Source organism: Aquamicrobium terrae (assembly GCF_040545735.1).
Taxonomy (GTDB): Bacteria; Pseudomonadota; Alphaproteobacteria; order Rhizobiales; family Rhizobiaceae; genus Mesorhizobium; species Mesorhizobium terrae_A.
Window position 1 is genome coordinate 42033 of sequence record NZ_JBEPML010000020.1, and the last position, 19435, is coordinate 61467.

The 19435-nt window shown below is 62.4% G+C and carries 16 protein-coding genes; 7 read left to right on the plus strand and 9 right to left on the minus strand.

The genetic code is table 11. The features are described 5' to 3' along the window. Positions 1 to 3 precede the first annotated feature (3 nt). Genes ABID37_RS21375 through ABID37_RS21390 form a run of 4 tightly spaced genes read right to left on the minus strand, consistent with a single transcriptional unit; the run spans position 4 to position 2738 of the window. Positions 4 to 1170, minus strand: a complete 1167-nt coding sequence (locus ABID37_RS21375) for a transposase (RefSeq protein ID WP_354198461.1) — start codon at positions 1168 to 1170, stop codon at positions 4 to 6. Continuing rightward, entirely contained in the window at positions 1130 to 1462 is a 333-nt protein-coding gene (locus ABID37_RS21380; protein WP_354198463.1) for a transposase, read from the minus strand. The genes ABID37_RS21375 and ABID37_RS21380 overlap by 41 nt, the downstream gene beginning before the upstream one ends. 40 nt (positions 1463 to 1502) lie before the next feature. Then, positions 1503 to 2450, minus strand: a complete 948-nt coding sequence (dmeF, locus tag ABID37_RS21385; RefSeq protein WP_354198465.1) for a CDF family Co(II)/Ni(II) efflux transporter DmeF — start codon at positions 2448 to 2450, stop codon at positions 1503 to 1505. Positions 2451 to 2465: 15 nt separating this feature from the next. Beyond that, entirely contained in the window at positions 2466 to 2738 is a 273-nt protein-coding gene (locus ABID37_RS21390) for a metal/formaldehyde-sensitive transcriptional repressor (protein ID WP_354198467.1), read from the minus strand. Positions 2739 to 2872: 134 nt separating this feature from the next. Here ABID37_RS21390 and chrA point away from each other — a divergent pair, with 134 nt between their 5' ends. After that, positions 2873 to 4072 carry a chromate efflux transporter gene (gene chrA / locus ABID37_RS21395; RefSeq protein WP_354198469.1) on the plus strand — a complete coding sequence of 400 codons (1200 nt, stop codon included), beginning with the start codon at positions 2873 to 2875 and terminating at the stop codon, positions 4070 to 4072. Between the two features lie 241 nt (positions 4073 to 4313). Here chrA and ABID37_RS21400 read toward each other — a convergent pair whose 3' ends face one another. The 4 genes from ABID37_RS21400 to oxc form a co-directional block, all read right to left on the minus strand. Then, positions 4314 to 5195 (minus strand): succinate--CoA ligase subunit alpha, encoded by an 882-nt coding sequence (locus tag ABID37_RS21400; RefSeq protein WP_354198471.1) that lies wholly within the window; start codon positions 5193 to 5195, stop codon positions 4314 to 4316. 12 nt (positions 5196 to 5207) lie between these two features. Then, positions 5208 to 6377 carry a succinate--CoA ligase subunit beta gene (locus ABID37_RS21405; RefSeq protein ID WP_354198473.1) on the minus strand — a complete coding sequence of 390 codons (1170 nt, stop codon included), beginning with the start codon at positions 6375 to 6377 and terminating at the stop codon, positions 5208 to 5210. A gap of 107 nt (positions 6378 to 6484) precedes the next feature. Beyond that, positions 6485 to 7759, minus strand: coding sequence for a formyl-CoA transferase (gene frc / locus ABID37_RS21410; protein WP_354198475.1), 1275 nt, complete (start codon positions 7757 to 7759; stop codon positions 6485 to 6487). 27 nt (positions 7760 to 7786) lie between these two features. Next, positions 7787 to 9532, minus strand: coding sequence for an oxalyl-CoA decarboxylase (gene oxc / locus ABID37_RS21415; protein ID WP_354198477.1), 1746 nt, complete (start codon positions 9530 to 9532; stop codon positions 7787 to 7789). A 673-nt stretch (positions 9533 to 10205) separates the two neighbouring features. On the opposite strand from oxc, the gene ABID37_RS21420 reads away from it, so the two are divergent. The 6 genes from ABID37_RS21420 (at position 10206) to ABID37_RS21445 (ending at position 18092) form a co-directional block, all read left to right on the plus strand. Beyond that, positions 10206 to 10340: a hypothetical protein gene (locus ABID37_RS21420; protein ID WP_354198479.1), complete on the plus strand. Its 135-nt coding sequence runs from the start codon at positions 10206 to 10208 to the stop codon at positions 10338 to 10340. Between the two features lie 319 nt (positions 10341 to 10659). Further along, on the plus strand, positions 10660 to 11949 hold the full coding sequence (gene oxlT / locus ABID37_RS21425) for an oxalate/formate MFS antiporter (RefSeq protein ID WP_354198481.1): 1290 nt from the start codon (positions 10660 to 10662) through the stop codon (positions 11947 to 11949). Between the two features lie 611 nt (positions 11950 to 12560). Continuing rightward, on the plus strand, positions 12561 to 14687 hold the full coding sequence (locus tag ABID37_RS21430; RefSeq protein WP_354198483.1) for an acetate--CoA ligase family protein: 2127 nt from the start codon (positions 12561 to 12563) through the stop codon (positions 14685 to 14687). Between the two features lie 95 nt (positions 14688 to 14782). Next, entirely contained in the window at positions 14783 to 15982 is a 1200-nt protein-coding gene (gene sucC / locus ABID37_RS21435; protein WP_354198485.1) for an ADP-forming succinate--CoA ligase subunit beta, read from the plus strand. Then, positions 15982 to 16899, plus strand: coding sequence for a succinate--CoA ligase subunit alpha (gene sucD, locus ABID37_RS21440; RefSeq protein ID WP_354198487.1), 918 nt, complete (start codon positions 15982 to 15984; stop codon positions 16897 to 16899). Before sucC ends, sucD begins: the two co-directional genes overlap by 1 nt. 497 nt (positions 16900 to 17396) lie before the next feature. Then, entirely contained in the window at positions 17397 to 18092 is a 696-nt protein-coding gene (locus ABID37_RS21445) for a GntR family transcriptional regulator (protein WP_435521613.1), read from the plus strand. Between the two features lie 182 nt (positions 18093 to 18274). Here the strand turns inward: ABID37_RS21445 and ABID37_RS21450 are convergent, their stop codons facing one another. Beyond that, positions 18275 to 19303: a helix-turn-helix transcriptional regulator gene (locus ABID37_RS21450; protein WP_354198491.1), complete on the minus strand. Its 1029-nt coding sequence runs from the start codon at positions 19301 to 19303 to the stop codon at positions 18275 to 18277. Positions 19304 to 19435: the final 132 nt, after the last annotated feature.

The window sequence follows — 19435 nt, forward strand, 5'->3', positions numbered from 1 at the left end:
ATGTCAGATGGCGGCAGATTGGCAGATCGTACCGGCGCCGATCAGCCTCGTGCCATCAGCGTTTGTAACCTGAAGGAGTTCGAGGCTCGGATCAGGTTGAATGGCGAGAACCGAAAGCGCCGCTTCCGCCTTCACTCGCTGCAATCTTCGTGTCAGGAAGCGCCCGCCGCCGGTCATTCTTTTGATCGTTCCAAAGCGATGCTCGACGGTGCAGCGACGAACCGTCATCAGATTGGGATTCTCGTGGATTCGCCGTTCCATCCGGTGGAGCGCGCCCTGGTCCCCAAGCCGGTGAATCGTGCGCTGGTATCCCGGCGTGCATTGCCCCTTGATCAGACAGGTCTGACAGGCCGGCGTTCGGTATCGAACGGCGCGGTTACGGGTGTGCTTGCCCTTCGGGTACATGACGGCGCCGGCCGAACAGCGTATGGTGTCCATCTCTTCATCATGAACGAACTGCACGGGCCGGAAGTATTCGGCACTCATGGCACCCCGTTTGATCGGGGCGGCGACGCAAACGCCATCCTGTTCGCAACGTGCAACTTCCTGCGCGTTCGAGTATCCCCCATCGGCCAGAATGTCCAGTTCATCGACCTCGAGGACCTGTTTCGTGGCGATGGCCATCGGATGGAGCAACTGGCTGTCGTTGGCCTCGTTGGCAACGTCGTGATGAACAATCAGGCCGCTTTCGACATCAACGACACTCTGCATATTGTGTGCGGGGAACTTCGGTGCACGGCCATAACCCATCGGTCTTGCGTCCGGTTCTCCGAAGACGACGACATCCGTGGCGTGATTGCCAAGCTTGGATTGCCGCTGCTTCAGTCTCGCCTTCCGGCGTTCCAGCGAACCGATAGCCTGGGCAAAGGCATCACGATGAACGGTCTGATCCGCAATCCCTTGGGCCATGTGCTCATCGGCGATGTTGAGACGGTCGACATAGTAGGCGATTTCCGCTTCGGTATGCGCGATGTCGAGGGCAAGGCGTTCGGCCCCGGCAATGTTCTTGGCGCTGGCCACCGCTCGCATCTTGGTACCATCCAGCGCGGCCTTGCCGCCCGCGATCAACCCGGCTTCGCGACAGAAACGGATGAAGGCGGCACCTGCGCCGACAATGGCGTTCGGGTTGTCATGCCGGAATGCGGCGATCGTCCGGTAGTCGGGCGACATGCATCAGCCAGATCGCCTCCAGATCACGCTCGCAGGCACGTCCCAATTGTCGGGAGGAGCGAAGCTGGTTCAGATAGCCCCACACATAGAGGCGCAGCATGTCGCCAGGATGGAAGCCCGGGCGTCCCGTCGCCGCCGAGACGGTGCGGCCGAAGCCGAGTGCCGCAAGATCGAGAGTCTCGACGAATGCGTCAACGACCCCGACGAGCGCCTCAGGAGCAACATAGTCGTCAACGCAGGGAGGAAGCAGACTGGGTTGATGGCGGTCGTGACCATCGATGAAGCGAGTCATCAAACTTCCTCCAGCATTCCTCGCTAAATCCATTCCAGATTTAGCCAGTGACACTCGCCCGTTCGACCTCGACAGTGATGTGGGAGAGTTCGTGTATTTCGGCTAGACGGGCCTTGTAGTCCGATGGCGCCTGGGGTTGGCTCGACACCAGCGAGACGATGGCCGCGTGATGCCCCGGCCCAACCTGCCAGACGTGCAGATCGGCGATCCGGTCGGTGTCGGTTTCGAGCGCTTCACGGATTTCTTCCGGCAAATCCTCGTCATCGGGAAGCCGATCCAGCAGGACGGCGCCCGAATCGCGGATCAGCCCCCAGGACCAGCGTGCGATCACCAGCGCGCCGACGACGCCCATGATCGGATCGGCCCAGAGCCAGCCATAGCTGCGCCCGGCCAGCAGGGCCACAATGGCCAGGATCGAGGTCAGCGCATCCGCCAGCACATGCAGATAGGCGGCGCGCAGGTTGTTGTCCTGGGCAGGGTGGTGGTGATGGCCGTGGTCATGATGCCAGTGATGATGGTCATGGTCGTCATGATCGTCCCTCAGCAGCCAGGCGCAGGCGAGATTGACCACCAGTCCCACCACCGCGACGGCGATCGCCTGCCCGAAGCTGATCTCTACCGGATTGGCCAGCCGCATAAGGCTCTCCCAGCCGATCAGCAGCGCGATCAGGGCAAGGACGACGGCGCTGGCGAAGCCGCCCAGATCGCCCAGCTTGCCGGTGCCGAAGCTGAAGCGCGCATCGCCGACATGGCGGCGGGCATAGAGATAGGCCAGCGCCGTGATCAGCATCGCCCCGGCATGGGTAGACATGTGCCAGCCATCGGCCACCAGCGCCATCGAGCCGTAGACCGTGCCGGCGGCGATCTCGGCCACCATCATCGCCGCCGTCAGGGCGATGACCAGCCAGACCCGGCGCTCATTGCGCCGGTGGTGCCGCCCGAGGAATTCGTGCCCATGGGTATGGGCAGAGATGTCGATTGCGGACATGCGGGGCTCCCTGGGCTATTTCATGTAGGTGCGGATGACGCCGATCAGTTCCTCGCCGCCCTGCCGGCGCTCGGCCTCGGTCTCGGCCTGCAGCACATGCTCGCGCAGATGGTTCTCCATCACCTCGGCGGTCAGCCCGCTCATCGCGCCGCGGGCCGAGGCCAGCTGGCGCAGAATCTCGCCGCAGGGCTTCTCGGCCTCCAGCGCGCGCTCGATCCCCTCGATCTGGCCCTTGAGACGGCGAACCCGCGCGATCAGCTTCTCTTTGTCGCGAATGGTGTGGGACATGGCGATGGCGATCCTTGGCTTCATATGGTATGGGGGACTATACTATATGAAGTGGAATCAGTGAAGCCAGGGAATGGATTGAAGACTGAATGGGTCATCGCTCGCGAGAACGACCAAGCAACAAGGTTTCCTGAATGAATCACAGCCTCCAACAATCGCAGGCAAGCGCCTCCGAAGTGTTCCGCATCTTCCTGAAACTGGGGCTCACCTCCTTCGGCGGTCCGATCGCGCATCTGGGCTATTTTCGCGACGAACTGGTGACACGGCGAAAATGGCTGAGCGAGAGCGCCTATGCCGATCTGGTGGCACTATGCCAGTTCCTGCCGGGTCCCGCCTCCAGCCAGGTTGGCTTTGCACTTGGCCTGACGCGGGCGGGTTGGGGCGGTGCATTTGCGGCTTTCCTCGCCTTCACCTTGCCATCTGCCCTGATCCTTCTCACGCTCGCCATGACGGCAACACGCCTCGACGGCCCGCTTGCGCTCGGCGTCCTGCATGGCCTCAAGATCGTTGCCGTCGCCATTGTCGCGCAGGCCGTGTGGGGCATGGCCAAAAACCTCTGCCCCGATAAAGAGCGCGCCACGATCGCGGTCGCAGCCGTGCTTCTGCTCGCCTGGGCGCCGGGCGCCATCGGAATGATGGCCGCCATTCTCCTTGGTGCGATCGCCGGGCTCGCCTTGAGCAAGGGGCAGGTTGCGACTGGCGGGCATCTGCCTGTGCCGGTTTCACGGATAGCCGGCCTTATGGGTTTTCTACTCTTCACCGTCTTGCTGATTGGCCTTCCGCTCCTGGCCGGACACGCGCAGGGATGGGCCTTGGCCGACAGCTTCTATCGCGCGGGCTCGCTGGTGTTTGGAGGCGGGCATGTCGTGCTGCCGCTGTTGCAGGCCGAAACTGTTACGCCTGGATGGGTGTCGAACGACGCCTTCCTCGCGGGCTATGGCGCCGCGCAGGCGGTGCCGGGACCGCTCTTCACCTTTGCCGCGTGGCTCGGGACGGTCATGGGACCGGTACCGAACGGTGTCACGGGTGCGGCAATCGCTCTTGCCGCACTCTTCCTTCCGGGCTTCCTCATCCTGATCGGAGCGCTGCCGTTCTGGGATCAGTTGCGCCGTACGACATGGGCGCAGTCGGCCATGCAGGGCGCCAATGCTGCGGTCGTCGGAATCCTCGGCGCTGCGCTTTATTCGCCTGTCTTCACAAGCGCGATTGGCGGTATGCCGGACTTCGCACTGGCCATAATTTGCTTCGTGGCTCTGATGGCCTGGAAAGCTCCGCCGTGGGTTGTGGTTTTGCTGGCGGCCATAGGAGGAGCTGCCCTTGGCCTGATGACGTAAAACTAGGGAGTGCTCATTCTGTCAGACCCGAGGGCATTGGTCGAACCAAGCTGGATACTGTCGCGCCACTGCAAGCGGGTAAATCCAAGATCGGCGATATCGGATTGGTTTTTGCACAGCCTGGGGCGAGGCGAACAAAAAAGAGCGGCAGTCCGGAAGAGTCCGGGTAGCCGCCCAAATGCCCCTGTGTCGCGGGACAGGAAAGACGAGGCGTACCGGTACGATGCGGCACCTCGGATGGTCAGGCTGCGGCTACCTGCAGCGCTGCGCGCATGGTTTCGCCCACCAGATGCGGACTGTCGGCGATGATGGCCCCGGCTGTGGCGAGAGCGGCGATCTTGCTTTGCGCATCGCCGATGCCTTTTTGGAAGGCGCCGGCATGCCCCATGCGCCGTTCGACCGGTGCATGGCGGCCGACGACAAGTGCCACAACCGGGATCTTTGGCTTCACCTCGGCCATGTAGTCGGCCAGTTCCTGCTCTTCCGCACCGCCGATCTCGCCGATGGCCACCACGCCCTGGGTTTCGGAGTCGTGCAGGAACAGCTCAAGACTGTCGCGCATCGACAGTCCGTGCACCGCATCGCCGCCGATACCTACTGTGGTCGACTGGCCAAGCCCGGCCTGGCTGAGCTGGGCGGTGACTTCGCTGGTCAACGAAGCCGAGCGCGAAATCACGCCGATGCCGCCCTTCCGCTCGCTGCCGGTGGCCATGACGCCGATCTTGCATAGGCCAGGCGCGAGGATGCCCTGCGAATTGGGACCGACCAGAACAGTGCGGCTGCCTTTCAGGCAATCGCGCACGCGCAGCATGTCCTGTACCGGCACGCGCTCAGTCAGGGCCACGACCAGCGGCATTTCGGCTTCGATGGCCTCGATCATCGCATCGGCGGCCGTGGGCGGCGGCACGAAAACCATGCTGGCATTGGCGCCGGTTTCGGTCATCGCCTCGGCCACGGCATTGAACATCGGCAGGTTGATGTGGTGGCTGCCGCCCTTGCCGGGCCGCACGCCTCCGACGACGTTGGTGCCGTATTCCATCATCGCCGCCGAATAATGGGTACCGGCCCAGCCGGTCATGCCCTGGCAGATAACGCGTGTGTCTTGGTCGACGAGGATTGCCATGATGTCCTCCTCTCAGGCGTTGGCGGCCGCGACGGCGTGAGTGACGGCCGTCCACATGTCGGGACAGTCGACTACCTTGCAGCCGAAATTATCGAAACGGAAACGGGCATATTCGGCATTGTTGCCGGCCAGCCGCACCACCGTGGGGCAGACGCGCCCGGTGCGCCGCATGGCAACGCCAAGCCCGTCGGCAATGATGTCGCAAGGCTGCATGCCGCCGCCATGCACATTTACCAGAATCGAGCGCACAGCCGGATTGTTGAGCAGCAGCGTGAAGCCGAAGGCCACGTCGAGACTGGTGGCAGTCGTGCGGACGTCCATGAAATTGGCCGGGCGGCCGTTCGCGTTGTGCACCATGTCCAGCGTGGCGAGCCCCAGGCCCGCGCCGTTCACGACGAGACCGATATTGCCGTCCATGGCCACATAGTTGAGGTTGCGCCGCTGTGCCACGATCTCGGTCTCGTCATGGTCCCCCTCGGCAAGGGCGGCGAGATCCGGGTGGCGGAACAGCGCATTGTCGTCGAGGACGATCTTGGCGTCGAGTGCGATGAATTCGCCCTCGGCGGTAATGGCGAGCGGGTTGATCTCGATCAGCGTCGCATCCAGCTCGATGAATGCGCGCCGCAATCGTTCCAGCAGATCCTGGAACCGGTCCACAAGATCGCGATCCAGGCCGATGCAAACAGCAAGCTCGCACACTTGCACGCGGTCGAACCTGCTGCCGGAGCCGAGCGGCAGGCGTTCCAGTCGTGCTTGCCCGTACAAAAGTTTCTGCTCGATGTCGTCGCTGCCTTCGGCACCCGCCAGCACCGCGATCTCTCCGGCAAAGGTGTCGATCGACAAGGACAGATAGAGGGTACGGCAAGGCTGGATCGCTTGCTCCACCAGGACCTGCCTGACCAGTTGGCCCCGCGCGCCGGTCTGTGATGTCACAACCTTTTTGCCGATGAGGGTATCTGTGGCCTGTGCAGCCTCCTCGGGCGTGGATACCATGCGCACGCCGCCGGCCAACCCGCGCCCTCCCGCCTGAATCTGCGCTTTCACGGCAAGACTGCTCGCAGACGGGGCAAGGTCGCGGGCGGCAACAAAAGCTTCCTCACTGGTGAGCGCTACCCGCCCCCTTGGTACGGCTAGCCCATAGGCAGTCAGTTGAGCCTTGGCCTGAAACTCATGAAGCTTCATGATCGTCACCTCCCTCGCATGCACCAGGCTGCTGCCAGGCTGCGTAGATTGCTATCGGATCGGGTGACGGCGGCGCTTCATCTGCGCCGCCGGGGGTGCGAACGGGCTTATTCCGCCGCAATCGCGGTTACGTTACCGAGCGCGCCGCTGGCGTTGATCTCGTCGATGCGGCGCTCGTCGAAGCCGAGCACATCGCGCAGGATCTCCTGTGTGTGTTCGCCCAGCAGCGGCGAGCGGGTCACTTCGGTCGGGCTGTCGGAGAGCTTGATCGGATTGCCGACCGACAGATACTTGCCGCGCACCGGATGATCGACCTCGACAATGGTGCCGGTGGCTCGCAGCGACTCATCTTCGGCCAGCTCCTTCATGGACAGGATCGGCCCGCAGGGAATATCCTTGTCATTGAGAATTTCCATGACCTCGAACTTGGTCCTGGTCATGGTCCACTGCTCGATGCGGGCGAAGATCTCGTTGAGACGCGGCAGGCGCGCGACAGGCTTGGCGTAATCGGGATGGGTCTTCCATTCAGGCTCTCCGATCACGTCGCAGATCGCCTCCCACACAGGCGCCTGCGTGATGAAGTAGATATAGGCGTTGGGGTCGGCCTCCCATCCCTTGCACTTCAGGATGCGGCCGGGCTGGCCGCCGCCGGAATCGTTGCCTGCGCGCGGCACGGCATCGTCGAAGGGAATGCCCTCGCCGAACTGGCTGTATTCCTTGAGCGGGCCATGGGCCAGGCGCTGCTGGTCGCGCAACTTGACGCGGCACAGGTTGAGGACGCCGTCCTGCATGGCGGCTGAAACCTTCTGGCCCCGCCCGGTGCGCGTGCGCTGGAACAGGGCTGTGACGATGCCCAAGCACAGATGCAGGCCGGTGCCGGAATCACCGATCTGTGCACCGGTCACCAGCGGCAGCCCGTCGCGGAAGCCGGTGGTCGAGGCCGCGCCGCCGGTGCATTGGGCGACGTTCTCATAGACCTTGCAGTCCTGATAGGGGCCCGGACCAAAACCCTTGATCGAGGCCACGATCATGGCCGGGTTGAGCTCCTGGATGCGCTCCCAGGTGAAGCCCATGCGGTCGAGCGCGCCGGGTGCGAAATTCTCCACCATCACGTCGCATTTGCGGATCAGATCCTCCAGCACCTCCTTGCCGCCCTTGTTCTTGGTGTCGAGCGTGATGGAGCGCTTGTTGTGGTTCAGCATGGTGAAATAGAGGCTGTCGGCATTGGGTACATCGCAGAGCTGCCCACGCGTGATGTCGCCGGTGCCGGGCCGCTCGACCTTGATGACGTCGGCGCCGAACCAGGCAAGAAGTTGCGTACAGGTCGGACCCGACTGGACGTGGGTGAAATCGAGGATTCGGACGCCTTCTAGCGCTTTCATAAGTGTTCTCCCTTGTTTGGTGCGGCCTTAGTTCTTGCGTACCGTGCTTTGCGGATTGAGATTTCCGATGCGGCCGCTTTCGGTGCCGGCGGCTGGATCGATGACGGCGTTGACCAGTGTCGGGCGGCCCGAATCCATCGCCGCGCCGACGGCTTTGTAGAGCTCATCGGGTGTGGTCACGTAGACGCCTTGGCCTCCGAAGGCTTCCATCATCCGGTCGTAGCGGGCATCCTTGACGAAGACGGTGGTGGCAACGTCCGATCCGCCGGACGGGTTGACGTCAGTGCCGCGATAGATGCCGTTGTTGTTGAAGATGACGATGCAGACCGGCAGGTTGTAGCGGCAGATGGTTTCGATCTCCATGCCGCAGAAGCCGAAGGCGGAATCGCCTTCCAGCGCCAGTACGGGCTTGCCGGTTTCGATGGCCGCGGCGATGGCAAAGCCCATGCCGATACCCATCACGCCCCAGGTGCCGACATCGAGCCGCCTGCGCGGCTGGTACATGTCGATGACGCCGCGTGCGAGATCGAGCGTGTTGGCACCCTCGTTGACGAGGATGGCATCGGGGCGCTCCTTGATGACGGTTCGCAGCGCGCCGAGCGCGCCATGGAAGTCCATCGGCGTCGAGTTCTTCTTCAGCCGCAATGCCATCTTGGCGATGTTGTCTTCCTTCTTGGCACTGACGGTGGCGAGCCAATCGGCGGGTGGCTGGGTCCAGCCCTTGGCGAGTGCTGCGTTGAAGGCCTCCATACACGAGCCGATATCGCCCACCACCGGCGCGACGATCTCGACGTTGGAATCCATTTCCTTCGGCTCGATGTCGATCTGGATGAACCTCTTGGAGTAGGGCTCGCCCCAGCTCTTGCCCTTACCGTGGGAGAGCAGCCAGTTAAGGCGTGCACCGACAAGCAGCACGACATCGGATTCCTTCAGAACCGTGGAGCGCGCGGCTCCCGCCGACAGCGGATGCGTGTCGGGCAGCAGCCCCTTGGCCATGCTCATCTGCAGGAAAGGGATGCCGCTGGTCTCGACGAAATCGCGGATTGCCTCGTCTGCCTGCGCATAGGCCGCACCCTTGCCGAAGATCACCAGTGGTTTTTTGGCGCTCTTAAGCGTTTCCATGGCGCGCGCCACCGCGTCGGGGGCAGGGATCTGGGCCGGGGCGGGGTCGATGACCTTGACCAGCGACTTTTCGCCTTCGACCGCGTCCATCACTTGCGGAAACAGCTTGGCCGGCAGGTCGAGATAGACGCCGCCGGGACGGCCGGAGACGGCGGCACGAATGGCGCGGGCGATACCGATCCCGATGTCCTGCGCATGCAGGATGCGGAAAGCGGCCTTGCATAGCGGCCTGGCGATGGCCAGCTGGTCCATCTCCTCATAGTCGCCTTGTTGCAGGTCGACGACTTCGCGCTCCGACGACCCGGAAATCAGGATCATCGGGAAGCAGTTGGTGGTGGCGTTGGCGAGCGCGGTAAGGCCATTGAGGAACCCGGGCGCCGACACAGTGAGACACACACCCGGCTTCCTGGTGAGATAGCCGGCAATCGCTGCCGCATGCCCGGCATTCTGTTCGTGACGGAAGGAGATGACGCGCATGCCAGCCGCCTGCGCCATGCGCCCGAAATCAGTGATCGGGATACCCGGCACCCCGTAGATCGTGTCCAGGCCATTGAGCCTGAGCGCCTTGATGATGAGGTGAAAGCCGTCCGTCAGATCGTGCTCCGGCACTTGTGCCGATGCGGTCTGTTCCACTTTCGCTACAATGGTCATCGCTGCCTTTCCTCCCTGAAGCATGTCATTTCGCCGGATCGCCATCCGCCTTGCCGGCGGTGGTCATTCCGAAACTCTAGCGGGCCCATAGCGCTGCTGCCCGTTTCGCGTCCGGCTTTCCGCCTTTCTGCCTGGGCGCCAGCGCGCATGTTGTTCGACCGCGCGCCCATATGCGCGCGGTGTCCCCGAGGTGCCGGTGGCACGTCTCACCTTATGACCGGCACCGCTTCTTCTCGTGTCGCCCGGATGTCTGCCGATCCCCCCACCGTTGGATCTCCTGGCAGTTTCCGGGGCGGGACCTCCCTGCATCCTGTGTGCGCCGAAGCGGTGCTGGCTGCTCCTGGTCCGTCGGCACTGTCGCGCCTGATGAGGGGTGCTCGGAGCTATCGCTGCCGGGTCGCTTCGCCGTCCCACTGTCTTGTGTCTTTGGATGCTGTCCGTCCGCCATGTTGATATTCTGGCATAATTAATACCAGTAGTCAAATCGCCGCGATGACGAAGCGAATTCGGCGACTTTGCGTTAATAGAGGGCCACAAAAGCCTGGAATCGTCCGAAACAGGGACGGGGCGCGACAATCTATGCAGGGATGGGAGAGCTGATATGCGCCTGGAGCGCTTGAGTTTTGGAATGTGGCATGCCAATTGGCGGCCAATCTTAACCAAGGAGTAGACAATGACCTTCCATTCAGTCAGTGCAGGCAGCATCGGCAAGAGCAGAAAGAGCCTCATCAAGACGATTCTGGCTTTCCTGGATCAGGTCGCCGAGAAGAACGCCCGCAACCGCAACTACGAGCCTTTCGGCCTTTGAACGCTTCCAGGCTGAGCCTGTCGGTTGAGTGGAGTTCTATAGTGAATTGTAATTGCAGTATATTATTGACATAGAACAAAAATGGGAGCGCCTCATAGGCACAGAGAAAGAGCTGATAATCCTCATTCTTCCCGACCGCTGCCGTCTAGCCCCGGCAGCGGTCTTTCTTTTATGGCGGACCTGACTGACAGACGCGCCAATCTCTGGTCCAGTGCGGATCGATGAAATCTCCCTCTTGTCAATTGGCATAATAGATACCAGAATGGAGTTCCAGCGCGTGGCCTAGGGCCGAAAAATAAGGCGTAGGAAAGGGGAGGAGATGACCCAGACAATGCAGGCTGCCTCACGGACGCCGCTTGTCAGCGATCGGTTCAGGTGGGGGCAGATCGCGATAGGCGTCGTGTGCATGGTGATGATCGCCAACCTTCAATATGGTTGGACGTTCTTCGTGCCCGAGATCGACAAGGAGTTCGGCTGGGGCCGGACCGAAATCCAGTGGGCCTTTACGCTCTTCGTTCTGTTCGAGACCTGGCTGGTGCCGGTCGAGGGTTGGTTCGTCGACAGATACGGGCCCAAAAGCGTCATCATCTTCGGCGGCGTATTCTGTGCGCTCGGCTGGATGGTGAATTCCATGGCTGACACCATGTTCCTTCTCATCGTCGGACAGGTGCTTGCCGGTATCGGTGCAGGTGCTGTCTACGGCACATGTGTCGCCAACGCGCTCAAATGGTTCCCGGACAAGCGCGGCCTTGCCTCGGGTCTCACCGCAGCGGGCTTCGGCGCCGGTTCGGCGCTGACCGTGTGGCCGATCCAGGCGACCATCGCCAATTTCGGCTTCCAGAATGCCTTCCTTTATTTCGGACTTGGCCAGGGCGTGATCATCATTATCCTCGCCTTCTTCCTCTTCGCACCAAAGGAAGGACAGGTTCCCGAGCCGATGACCAAAGGGCCGAACCTGCAGTCCCGGCGCCAGTTCACGCCGTCCGAAGTGCTCAAGCACCCGATCTTCTGGCTGATGTATGTAATGTTCGTGGCTGTCGGCGCCGGCGGCTTGGTGGTCACCGCCAACCTCGCGCCCATGGCGCAGGATCTTGGCGTGGCCGACATCCCGATGTGGTTGGGCATTCCCGCACTCACGCTCGCGGCCACGATCGACCGTGTGCTGAACGGCGTCACGAGGCCGATCTGCGGATGGGTATCGGACAAGATCGGACGCGAGAACACGATGTTCATCTGTTTCGCGATCGAAGCCGTGGGCATCTATCTGCTCTACCTCTATGCCCATGTCCCGGCGATGTTCGTTCTCTTGAGCGGTCTCGTGTTCTTTGCCTGGGGCGAGATCTATTCGCTCTTCCCATCCACCTGTACGGACACGTTCGGCTCCAAATATGCGGCCACCAATTCCGGCCTGCTGTACACGGCCAAGGGCACGGCGGCCCTGCTGGTTCCTTCCGGCACTGCGCTCGCCGCAGGCGGCAGCTGGGACAACGTCTTCATCATCGGCGTGGTTCTCAATGCGGTGGCAGCAATCCTCGCCATCGCCGTGCTGAAACCATGGCGGGCCGGGATCATCCGGCGCGCCGAGGCAACAGCGCTACAGGCGGCCTGACCGATATCGGCCTTCGAGCCGGCCAACGGGTCGACAGGGCCTCCTGTTTCCCTGAGGCCGGCGGGCAGGCACCAGGCCTGCTTTCCAGCGGCGAACCCGCCGCCACTATCCTCGGGGGTGCCGCAGCCGCAAGGGCTGCGACACCCTACGGCTACGACCCGATGCGCAAGCAACCTTCTGGCTGAGCCAGAGGAAAGACGGTGCAGGCGAAGCCGGACGCTCGTGCAAATCGGTCGGCAGAAAACGGAACGTCGCAGCTACAGTCGCGACTTCCCACCGTTGAACTGCTGCTGCGCCAGCAAAGCCGGCGCGGTGTGAGATGAAAGCGGTAATCCGGGCAGGATCCGGTTTGTGCGATCGGATCGAGATGTTGATGCAGGCGCACTTCCTCCAATGCAGAGGTGCCCACAAAGCGATCGTGGCCTCAATTTAGGCTGCGTTACCGGGCCAGCCGCACATTCGGCCTCTTGGCCCAATGCGAACGATCCAAGGACAGCCCCGATCGGGGTTGACATTGAAATTTCTGGTATACAAAATGCCAACTTACCATGCCGTCACAAACTGACGTCAGAACACGGTCAAAGACCGCCCGCACTGCCAAGGAGGAGAGCATGCTGGAGAAAACCGCCGTACGCAGCGTTCTTGAGAAGGTGAAGGTCGAAGGGCGTCAGGCTTTGACCGCGCCCGAAGGCAAGCTTCTGTGTGACGCCTATGGAATTTCGGTGCCGCAGGAAGGCCTTGCCGGCAGCGCCGCCGAAGCGGTCAGCCTCGCCGGGGGCATGGGCTTTCCGGTGGTCATGAAGATCGTTTCCCCCGACATCCTGCACAAGACCGAGGCCGGCGGTGTCATCGTCGGCGTCAAGTCGGAAGAGGAAGCGAAGGCGGCCTATGACAAGATCGTCGCCAATGCCAAGGCATACAGGGCCGACGCCCGGATCGACGGCGTCCAGGTGCAGCAGATGCTGGCCGGCGGCCAGGAGGTCATCATCGGTGCCGTCACCGACTCCAGCTTCGGCAAGCTGGTGGCCTTCGGCCTCGGCGGGGTGCTGGTGGAAGTGCTGAAGGACATCACCTTCCGCCTCGCCCCGGTCACCCGCGACGAGGCGCTTTCGATGCTGGACGGCATTCAGGCGGCCGAGATGCTGAAGGGCGTGCGCGGCGGCGATCCGGTCAACCGCGATGCGCTGGCCGACATGATCGTTCGCGTCTCCAACCTCGTGAACGACTATCCCGAAATCGTCGAGCTCGACCTCAACCCGGTCTTCGCCACGAAGGATGGCGCCATCGCCGCGGACGTGCGTATCGTGGTCGACTACGACCAGCCCGCCCCGCGCCCGCGGCCCAGCCAGGACGACATCGTCAAGGCAATGAACCGCATCATGCGCCCACAGGCGGTGGCGGTCATCGGCGCGTCGGCCGAGGACGGCAAGATCGGCAACTCGGTGATGAAGAACCTTATCAACGGCGGCTATGCGGGCAAGATTTACCCGATCCACCCCAAGGCCGACGAGATCCTCGGCTACAAGGCCTATCGCAGCGTCAATGAGGTGGAAGGCGTCATCGACACGGCGATCTTCGCCATCCCGGCCAAGTTCGTGGCCGGCGCGCTGACCGAGTGCGGAGAGAAGAAAATCCCCGGCGCGGTCCTCATCCCCTCCGGCTTTGCGGAGGCGGGCGCGCCCGAGCTGCAAGACGAGATCGTCGAGATCGGCCAGAAATACGGTATCCGCCTGATGGGGCCGAACATCTACGGCTTCTACTACACGCCGTCCAATCTGTGCGCCACATTCTGCACCTCCTATGATGTGAAGGGCTCGGCGGCCCTGTCGTCGCAGTCCGGCGGCATCGGCATGGCCATCATCGGCTTCTCCCGCTCGGCCAGGATGGGCGTTTCGGCGATCGTCGGCCTCGGCAACAAGTCCGATATCGACGAGGACGATCTGCTAGCTTTCTTCGAGCAGGACGACAACACCAGCATCATCGCCCAGCATTGCGAGGACCTGAAGGACGGCCGCGCTTTCGCCGAGGCTGCCAGGCGGGTATCGAAGAAGAAGCCGATCGTCGTGCTCAAGGCGGGGCGTACCTCCGCCGGCGCCAAGGCGGCCTCGTCGCATACGGGTGCGCTGGCCGGCAACGACAAGATCTATGACGACGTGTTCCGCCAATCCGGCGTCATCCGGGCGGGTTCACTGCGCCAATTGCTGGAATTCGCCCGCGGCGTGCCGATCCTGCCGACGCCGAAGGGTGAGAATGTTGTCATCATCACCGGTGCCGGCGGATCGGGCGTGCTGTTGTCGGATGCCTGCGTCGACAACGGCCTGAAACTGATGACCATGCCGCACGATCTGGACGCCGCCTTCCGTAAATTCATCCCGCCTTTCGGCGCGGCCGGAAATCCGGTCGACATCACCGGCGGCGAACCGCCCCAGACCTACAAGAACACTGTGCGTCTGGGCCTTGAGGATGACCGCATCCATTCGCTGATCCTCGGCTACTGGCACACCATCGTCACGCCGCCGATGGTCTTTGCCAAGCTCATGGTTGAGGTAAAGGAAGAGATGGCCGCAAAGGGCATCGAGAAGCCCATGGTTGCCTCGCTGGCCGGAGACGTGGAGGTCGAGGAGGCCGCCGAATATCTCTACCAGAACGGCATTCCCGCCTACGCCTATTCGACCGAACTGCCGGTCGAGGTGCTGGGGGCCAAGTACAAATGGGCCCGCGGCGCCGGGCTTCTCTGAAGCCGGAAGCGGAACGCACATTCCTGAATAGCGAACCCGGCGCGTGCCGAGCCGGGCCATCCCGGAATCTGTCTGAATCTTGAGGGGATTTCCCGATGAACATCCATGAATATCAGGCCAAGGAGGTGCTGCGCGGTTTCGGCGTGCCGGTGCCGCAGGGCTTTCCGGCCATGACCATCGAGGAAGCGGCGGAGGCCGCCAGCAAGCTGCCGGGCCCGGTCTATGTGGTCAAGGCGCAGATCCATGCCGGCGGGCGCGGCAAGGGCAGGTTCAAGGAACTGCCGGAAACCGCCGGGGGCGGCGTGCGCCTTGCAAAGTCCTTCGTCGATATTCGCGCCGACGCGGCCGAGATGCTCGGCAACACGCTCGTGACCGTGCAGACCGGCCCGTCCGGCAAGCAGGTCAACCGGCTCTATGTCGAGGACGGGTCGCGGATCGAGAAGGAGTTCTACCTCTCGCTGCTGATCGACCGGGTCACCAGCCGCGTCTCCTTTGTCGTCTCGACCGAAGGCGGTATGGATATCGAGCAGGTCGCCCACGACACGCCCGAACGCATCGTCACCTTCCCGGTCGATCCGGCCACCGGCGTCTTGCCCCATCACGGTCGCCGGGTGGCGCAGGCGCTCGGCCTCCAAGGCGATCTTGCCAAGCAGGCGCAGTCGCTGACCCAGAAGCTTTACACCGCCTTCATCGCCAAGGACATGGAGATGCTGGAGATCAATCCGCTGATCGTTTCCAGCGATGGCGAGCTGAAGTGCCTCGACGCCAAACTGGGTTTCGATTCCAACGCGCTGGCCCGTCATCCCGACATCGCCGCGCTACGCGACGAAACGGAGGAGGACGCCAAGGAGATCGAGGCGTCGAAATACGACCTGTCCTATATCGCCCTCGACGGCTCCATCGGCTGCATGGTCAATGGCGCGGGGTTGGCCATGGCCACCATGGACATCATCAAATTCTACGGTGCAGAGCCTGCGAACTTCCTCGACGTCGGCGGTGGCGCGACTGCCGAGAAGGTCACCGCCGCCTTCAAGATCATTACCTCCGACCCGAACGTAAAGGGCATCCTCGTCAACATCTTCGGTGGCATCATGCGCTGCGACATCATTGCCGAGGGCGTGATTGCGGCGGTGAAGGAGGTGGGACTCGAAGTGCCGCTGGTGGTGCGGCTCGAAGGCACCAATGTGGAACTGGGCAAGAAGATCATCGACGAAAGCGGCCTCAACGTCATTGCCGCCGACGATCTCGATGACGCCGCCCGCAAGATCGTCAAGGCGGTAGGAGGAAGCCACTGATGTCCATTCTCATCGACCGGAACACCCGCGTCCTGTGCCAGGGCTTCACCGGCAAGACCGCAACCTTCCACAGCGAGCAGGCGCTCGCCTACGGCACCCAACTGGTTGGCGGCGTTTCGCCGGGCAAGGGCGGGGCCACCCATCTCGGGCTGCCCGTCTTCGACACCATGGTCGAGGCGCGCGCCGCCACCGATGCCGATGCCTCGATGATCTACGTGCCGCCCTTCGGTGCGGCCGACGCGATTTGCGAGGCGATCGATGCGGAAATCCCGCTCATCGTGTGCATCACCGAAGGTATTCCGGTGCTCGATATGGCACGCGTCAAGCGGGCGCTGACCGGCTCGAAATCGCGGCTGGTGGGGCCTAATTGCCCCGGTATCATCACCGCCGGCGAATGCAAGATCGGCATCATGCCCGGCTCGATCTTCCGGCAGGGGTCTGTCGGCATCGTCTCGCGCTCGGGCACGCTGACCTATGAGGCGGTGTTCCAGACATCGCAGCAGGGGCTCGGGCAGACCACCGCGGTCGGCATAGGTGGCGACCCCATCAAGGGTACCGAGTTCATCGACGTGCTGGAACAGTTTCTCGCCGACCCGGCGACGGAATCGATCATCATGATCGGCGAGATCGGCGGATCGGCCGAGGAGGACGCGGCGCAGTTCCTGGCAGATGAGGCCCGGCGCGGGCGTTCCAAGCCGACAGTCGGCTTTGTGGCCGGCCGCACCGCGCCACCCGGACGGCGCATGGGCCATGCCGGCGCCATCATCTCGGGCGGCAAGGGCGCGGCCGAGGACAAGGTCGCGGCGATGGAACAAGCGGGGATCCGCGTCTCGCCTACGCCTGCCAGCCTGGGAACTACGCTGGTGTCGCTGCTCGACGATCTGCGCGGCGGTCAACGTATGGCCGCCAACGGTTGAGAGGGGCGATGGGCATCGGAAAGATGCGGGCCAGTCCTTCCTGGCCATGCGTTGCGCCGATGCCCTGGCAGCCTCTCACGCCAACCCGTTTCCGGCGGCCCTGCCAGCTTGAGATGGCATAAGGCTGCTGTATCTCGGTTCCGTCGATGCGCTGGGACGGGCCGGGAACCAGCCGCTACCCTTGGTCGCAGGCCGTCGGAGACGGGCCCCCACGAGAGCAAGTCAGAGTGACCGGCCAGACGGTATCTGTCGCGGCTGGAACATTAAGGCATGGCGGGATTTTCCGATGACAGCGATATTGTGCGGGCCCTGCAGGAAGACGTTGGTATTCGGTCGAAACCGGGTGCGCGTTTCAGAGGTGCAGCAAAACGGCCGCTTTCGTTTTTAGGATAGAAAGTGCTAGTATGAACCAATAGACAGCGCCGCTTATCCTTTCGATACTTTGGAGATTTTACACTTTGGCTTCCAGACCCCAGACGCGCTGGCCTGTAGCGGAGATGCCGACGCCCGATCTTGTCCTCGAACCGGTGACGACCGAGCCAACGTTCAAGACGCGGATCTATGGGACGCTGAAACACGCGATCGCCAATATGGAAATCTATGGCACCAATGAGGAAACCTGGCTGGACGAGCGCCAGCTCGCCGAACGGCTTGGTGTGAGCCGCACGCCGATCCGCGAGGCGCTGGCCATGCTGGAGCAGCAGGGTTTTGTGAAGTCCGTGCCGCGACGCGGCGTCCTGGTGCTGCGCAAGACAAAGCGCGAAGTGATCGAGATGATCCAGGTCTGGGCAGCCCTGGAGGGCATGGCCGCCCGGCTGGTCTCTCTCAACGCCAGCGGCAATGAGATCGCCCGGCTACGCAACCTGTTCGAGGAATTCAACGAAAGCCACCGCCCGGAAGATTATCTCGGCGAATATTCGTCCGCCAACATTGCCTTTCATCAGACGATGATCGAACTGACCGGGTCGAGGGTGCTGCAAAGCATGACCGACGACATCCTTCTGCATGTGCGCGGCATCCGCAAGATCACCATTGGCCGCGACGATCGTGCCAGCCAGTCGATCAAGGACCACCTGGCCATCATCGATGCACTGGAGCGGCGTGATACCGAGCTTGCCGAGAAGCTCTCCCGCGATCACACGCTGGGGCTCGCCGCCTATGTGGAAAAGCATAGCAAGGGCATCTTTGACTGAAACAGAAAATGGCGGAGCCAGCCAGTGCTGGCTTGGTGCGTTTCAGCAGTCGCTGATGATATAATAGAGCTTCGTGCATCTTCCGCAGTGTATGCACCTTTACCATCTCGATCCCCGTTTGAGCGGATCATCCAGCCGCCAGCCACGGACCCGCATGGATTCCTGCCTTGCGATCGTTCCGCTTATTGAGTGACGTCCCGAGGGATAGGGGTCCTAACTTCAATACCATTGCCTGAATCCTGGCGGGGGCCACGTCGAATATCGGCTGGTGTCGCACCGTAAAGCCGGCGAAATGTGCGATGGAAGTAGGAGAGATCACCGAAGCCGACCTCGAATGCAATGGCGCTGACCGTCCAGCCAGCGTGATCCGGATCAGTCAGCAGCTGATGGGCGCGTGAGAGGCGCTGATCCAGAACAAATGAGGAAAACGTCCGCCCCTCGGTTTCAAATAGCATCTGAACATAACGCGGTGTTATTCTATGGCGCAACGCGACGTTGCTAACGGTGAGATCGTGCTGGCCGAGATTGCCGAGGATGTCCGCCTTGATCGCCTTGAGCCGTGCCGCACGCAGTCCGCGGCCTCTTGCAATGGCCGCGGCATCCCGGGTCGCGCCGATCGAGAGGGCTACGAGATCCTGGATGTGGGTTGCGGCGCTAAGGGCCAGCGACGGTGTCAGGCCGATATCCAAATCGTCAAGGGCGGCAGCGTAGCCGACGAGCAATCGCAATGCATCTACCGTCGACGGAATGGGCCTGCAGATCGCGTCCTCCACATCGCCGACCATCGGGGAGAGCACATTGTAGGGGATGCGGATGTCCAGCCGGCGACGTTGAAGCTCACGGGGAATTGCGTGACCGGTCTCCGCACATGAAAGCAAAGTAGCCTCGCCTGCACAGGTTGTGACTTTGCGCCCGAGTTGTTTCATCGTGCGAGCGCCTGCCAAAGCCACGACCAACAACAAGTCATCACTGTCGATCAGGTCCGGTGTGCGCCGATAGCACATGCCTGAATCCGATAGACAGGCAATGTCGACCCCGGGCAAGGCGACCAGGGTCATGCGCGCGGAGGGCAGATGGTCGGGCACCGGATCGACCTCGAGTTTCGCAACTCCGCGCGCGATAGCCTCTCGCCAAAATTCGAGCCGATCCCGTTCGGGCAAGCTATCGGTCGAAAGACGGGTTGGGGCGAACCCGGCGTTTGAGGAGATCATAGCGACCCTCTTCATACGTTCCGGTGACATGGAATTTACAGCATTCCCTCAAAAACGTCATCCCTTCGCCTGAGTCCATAACTCCGTTCATTCCTGTCCACGACAAGCTGACCCGGCACCGCTAACGTCGCC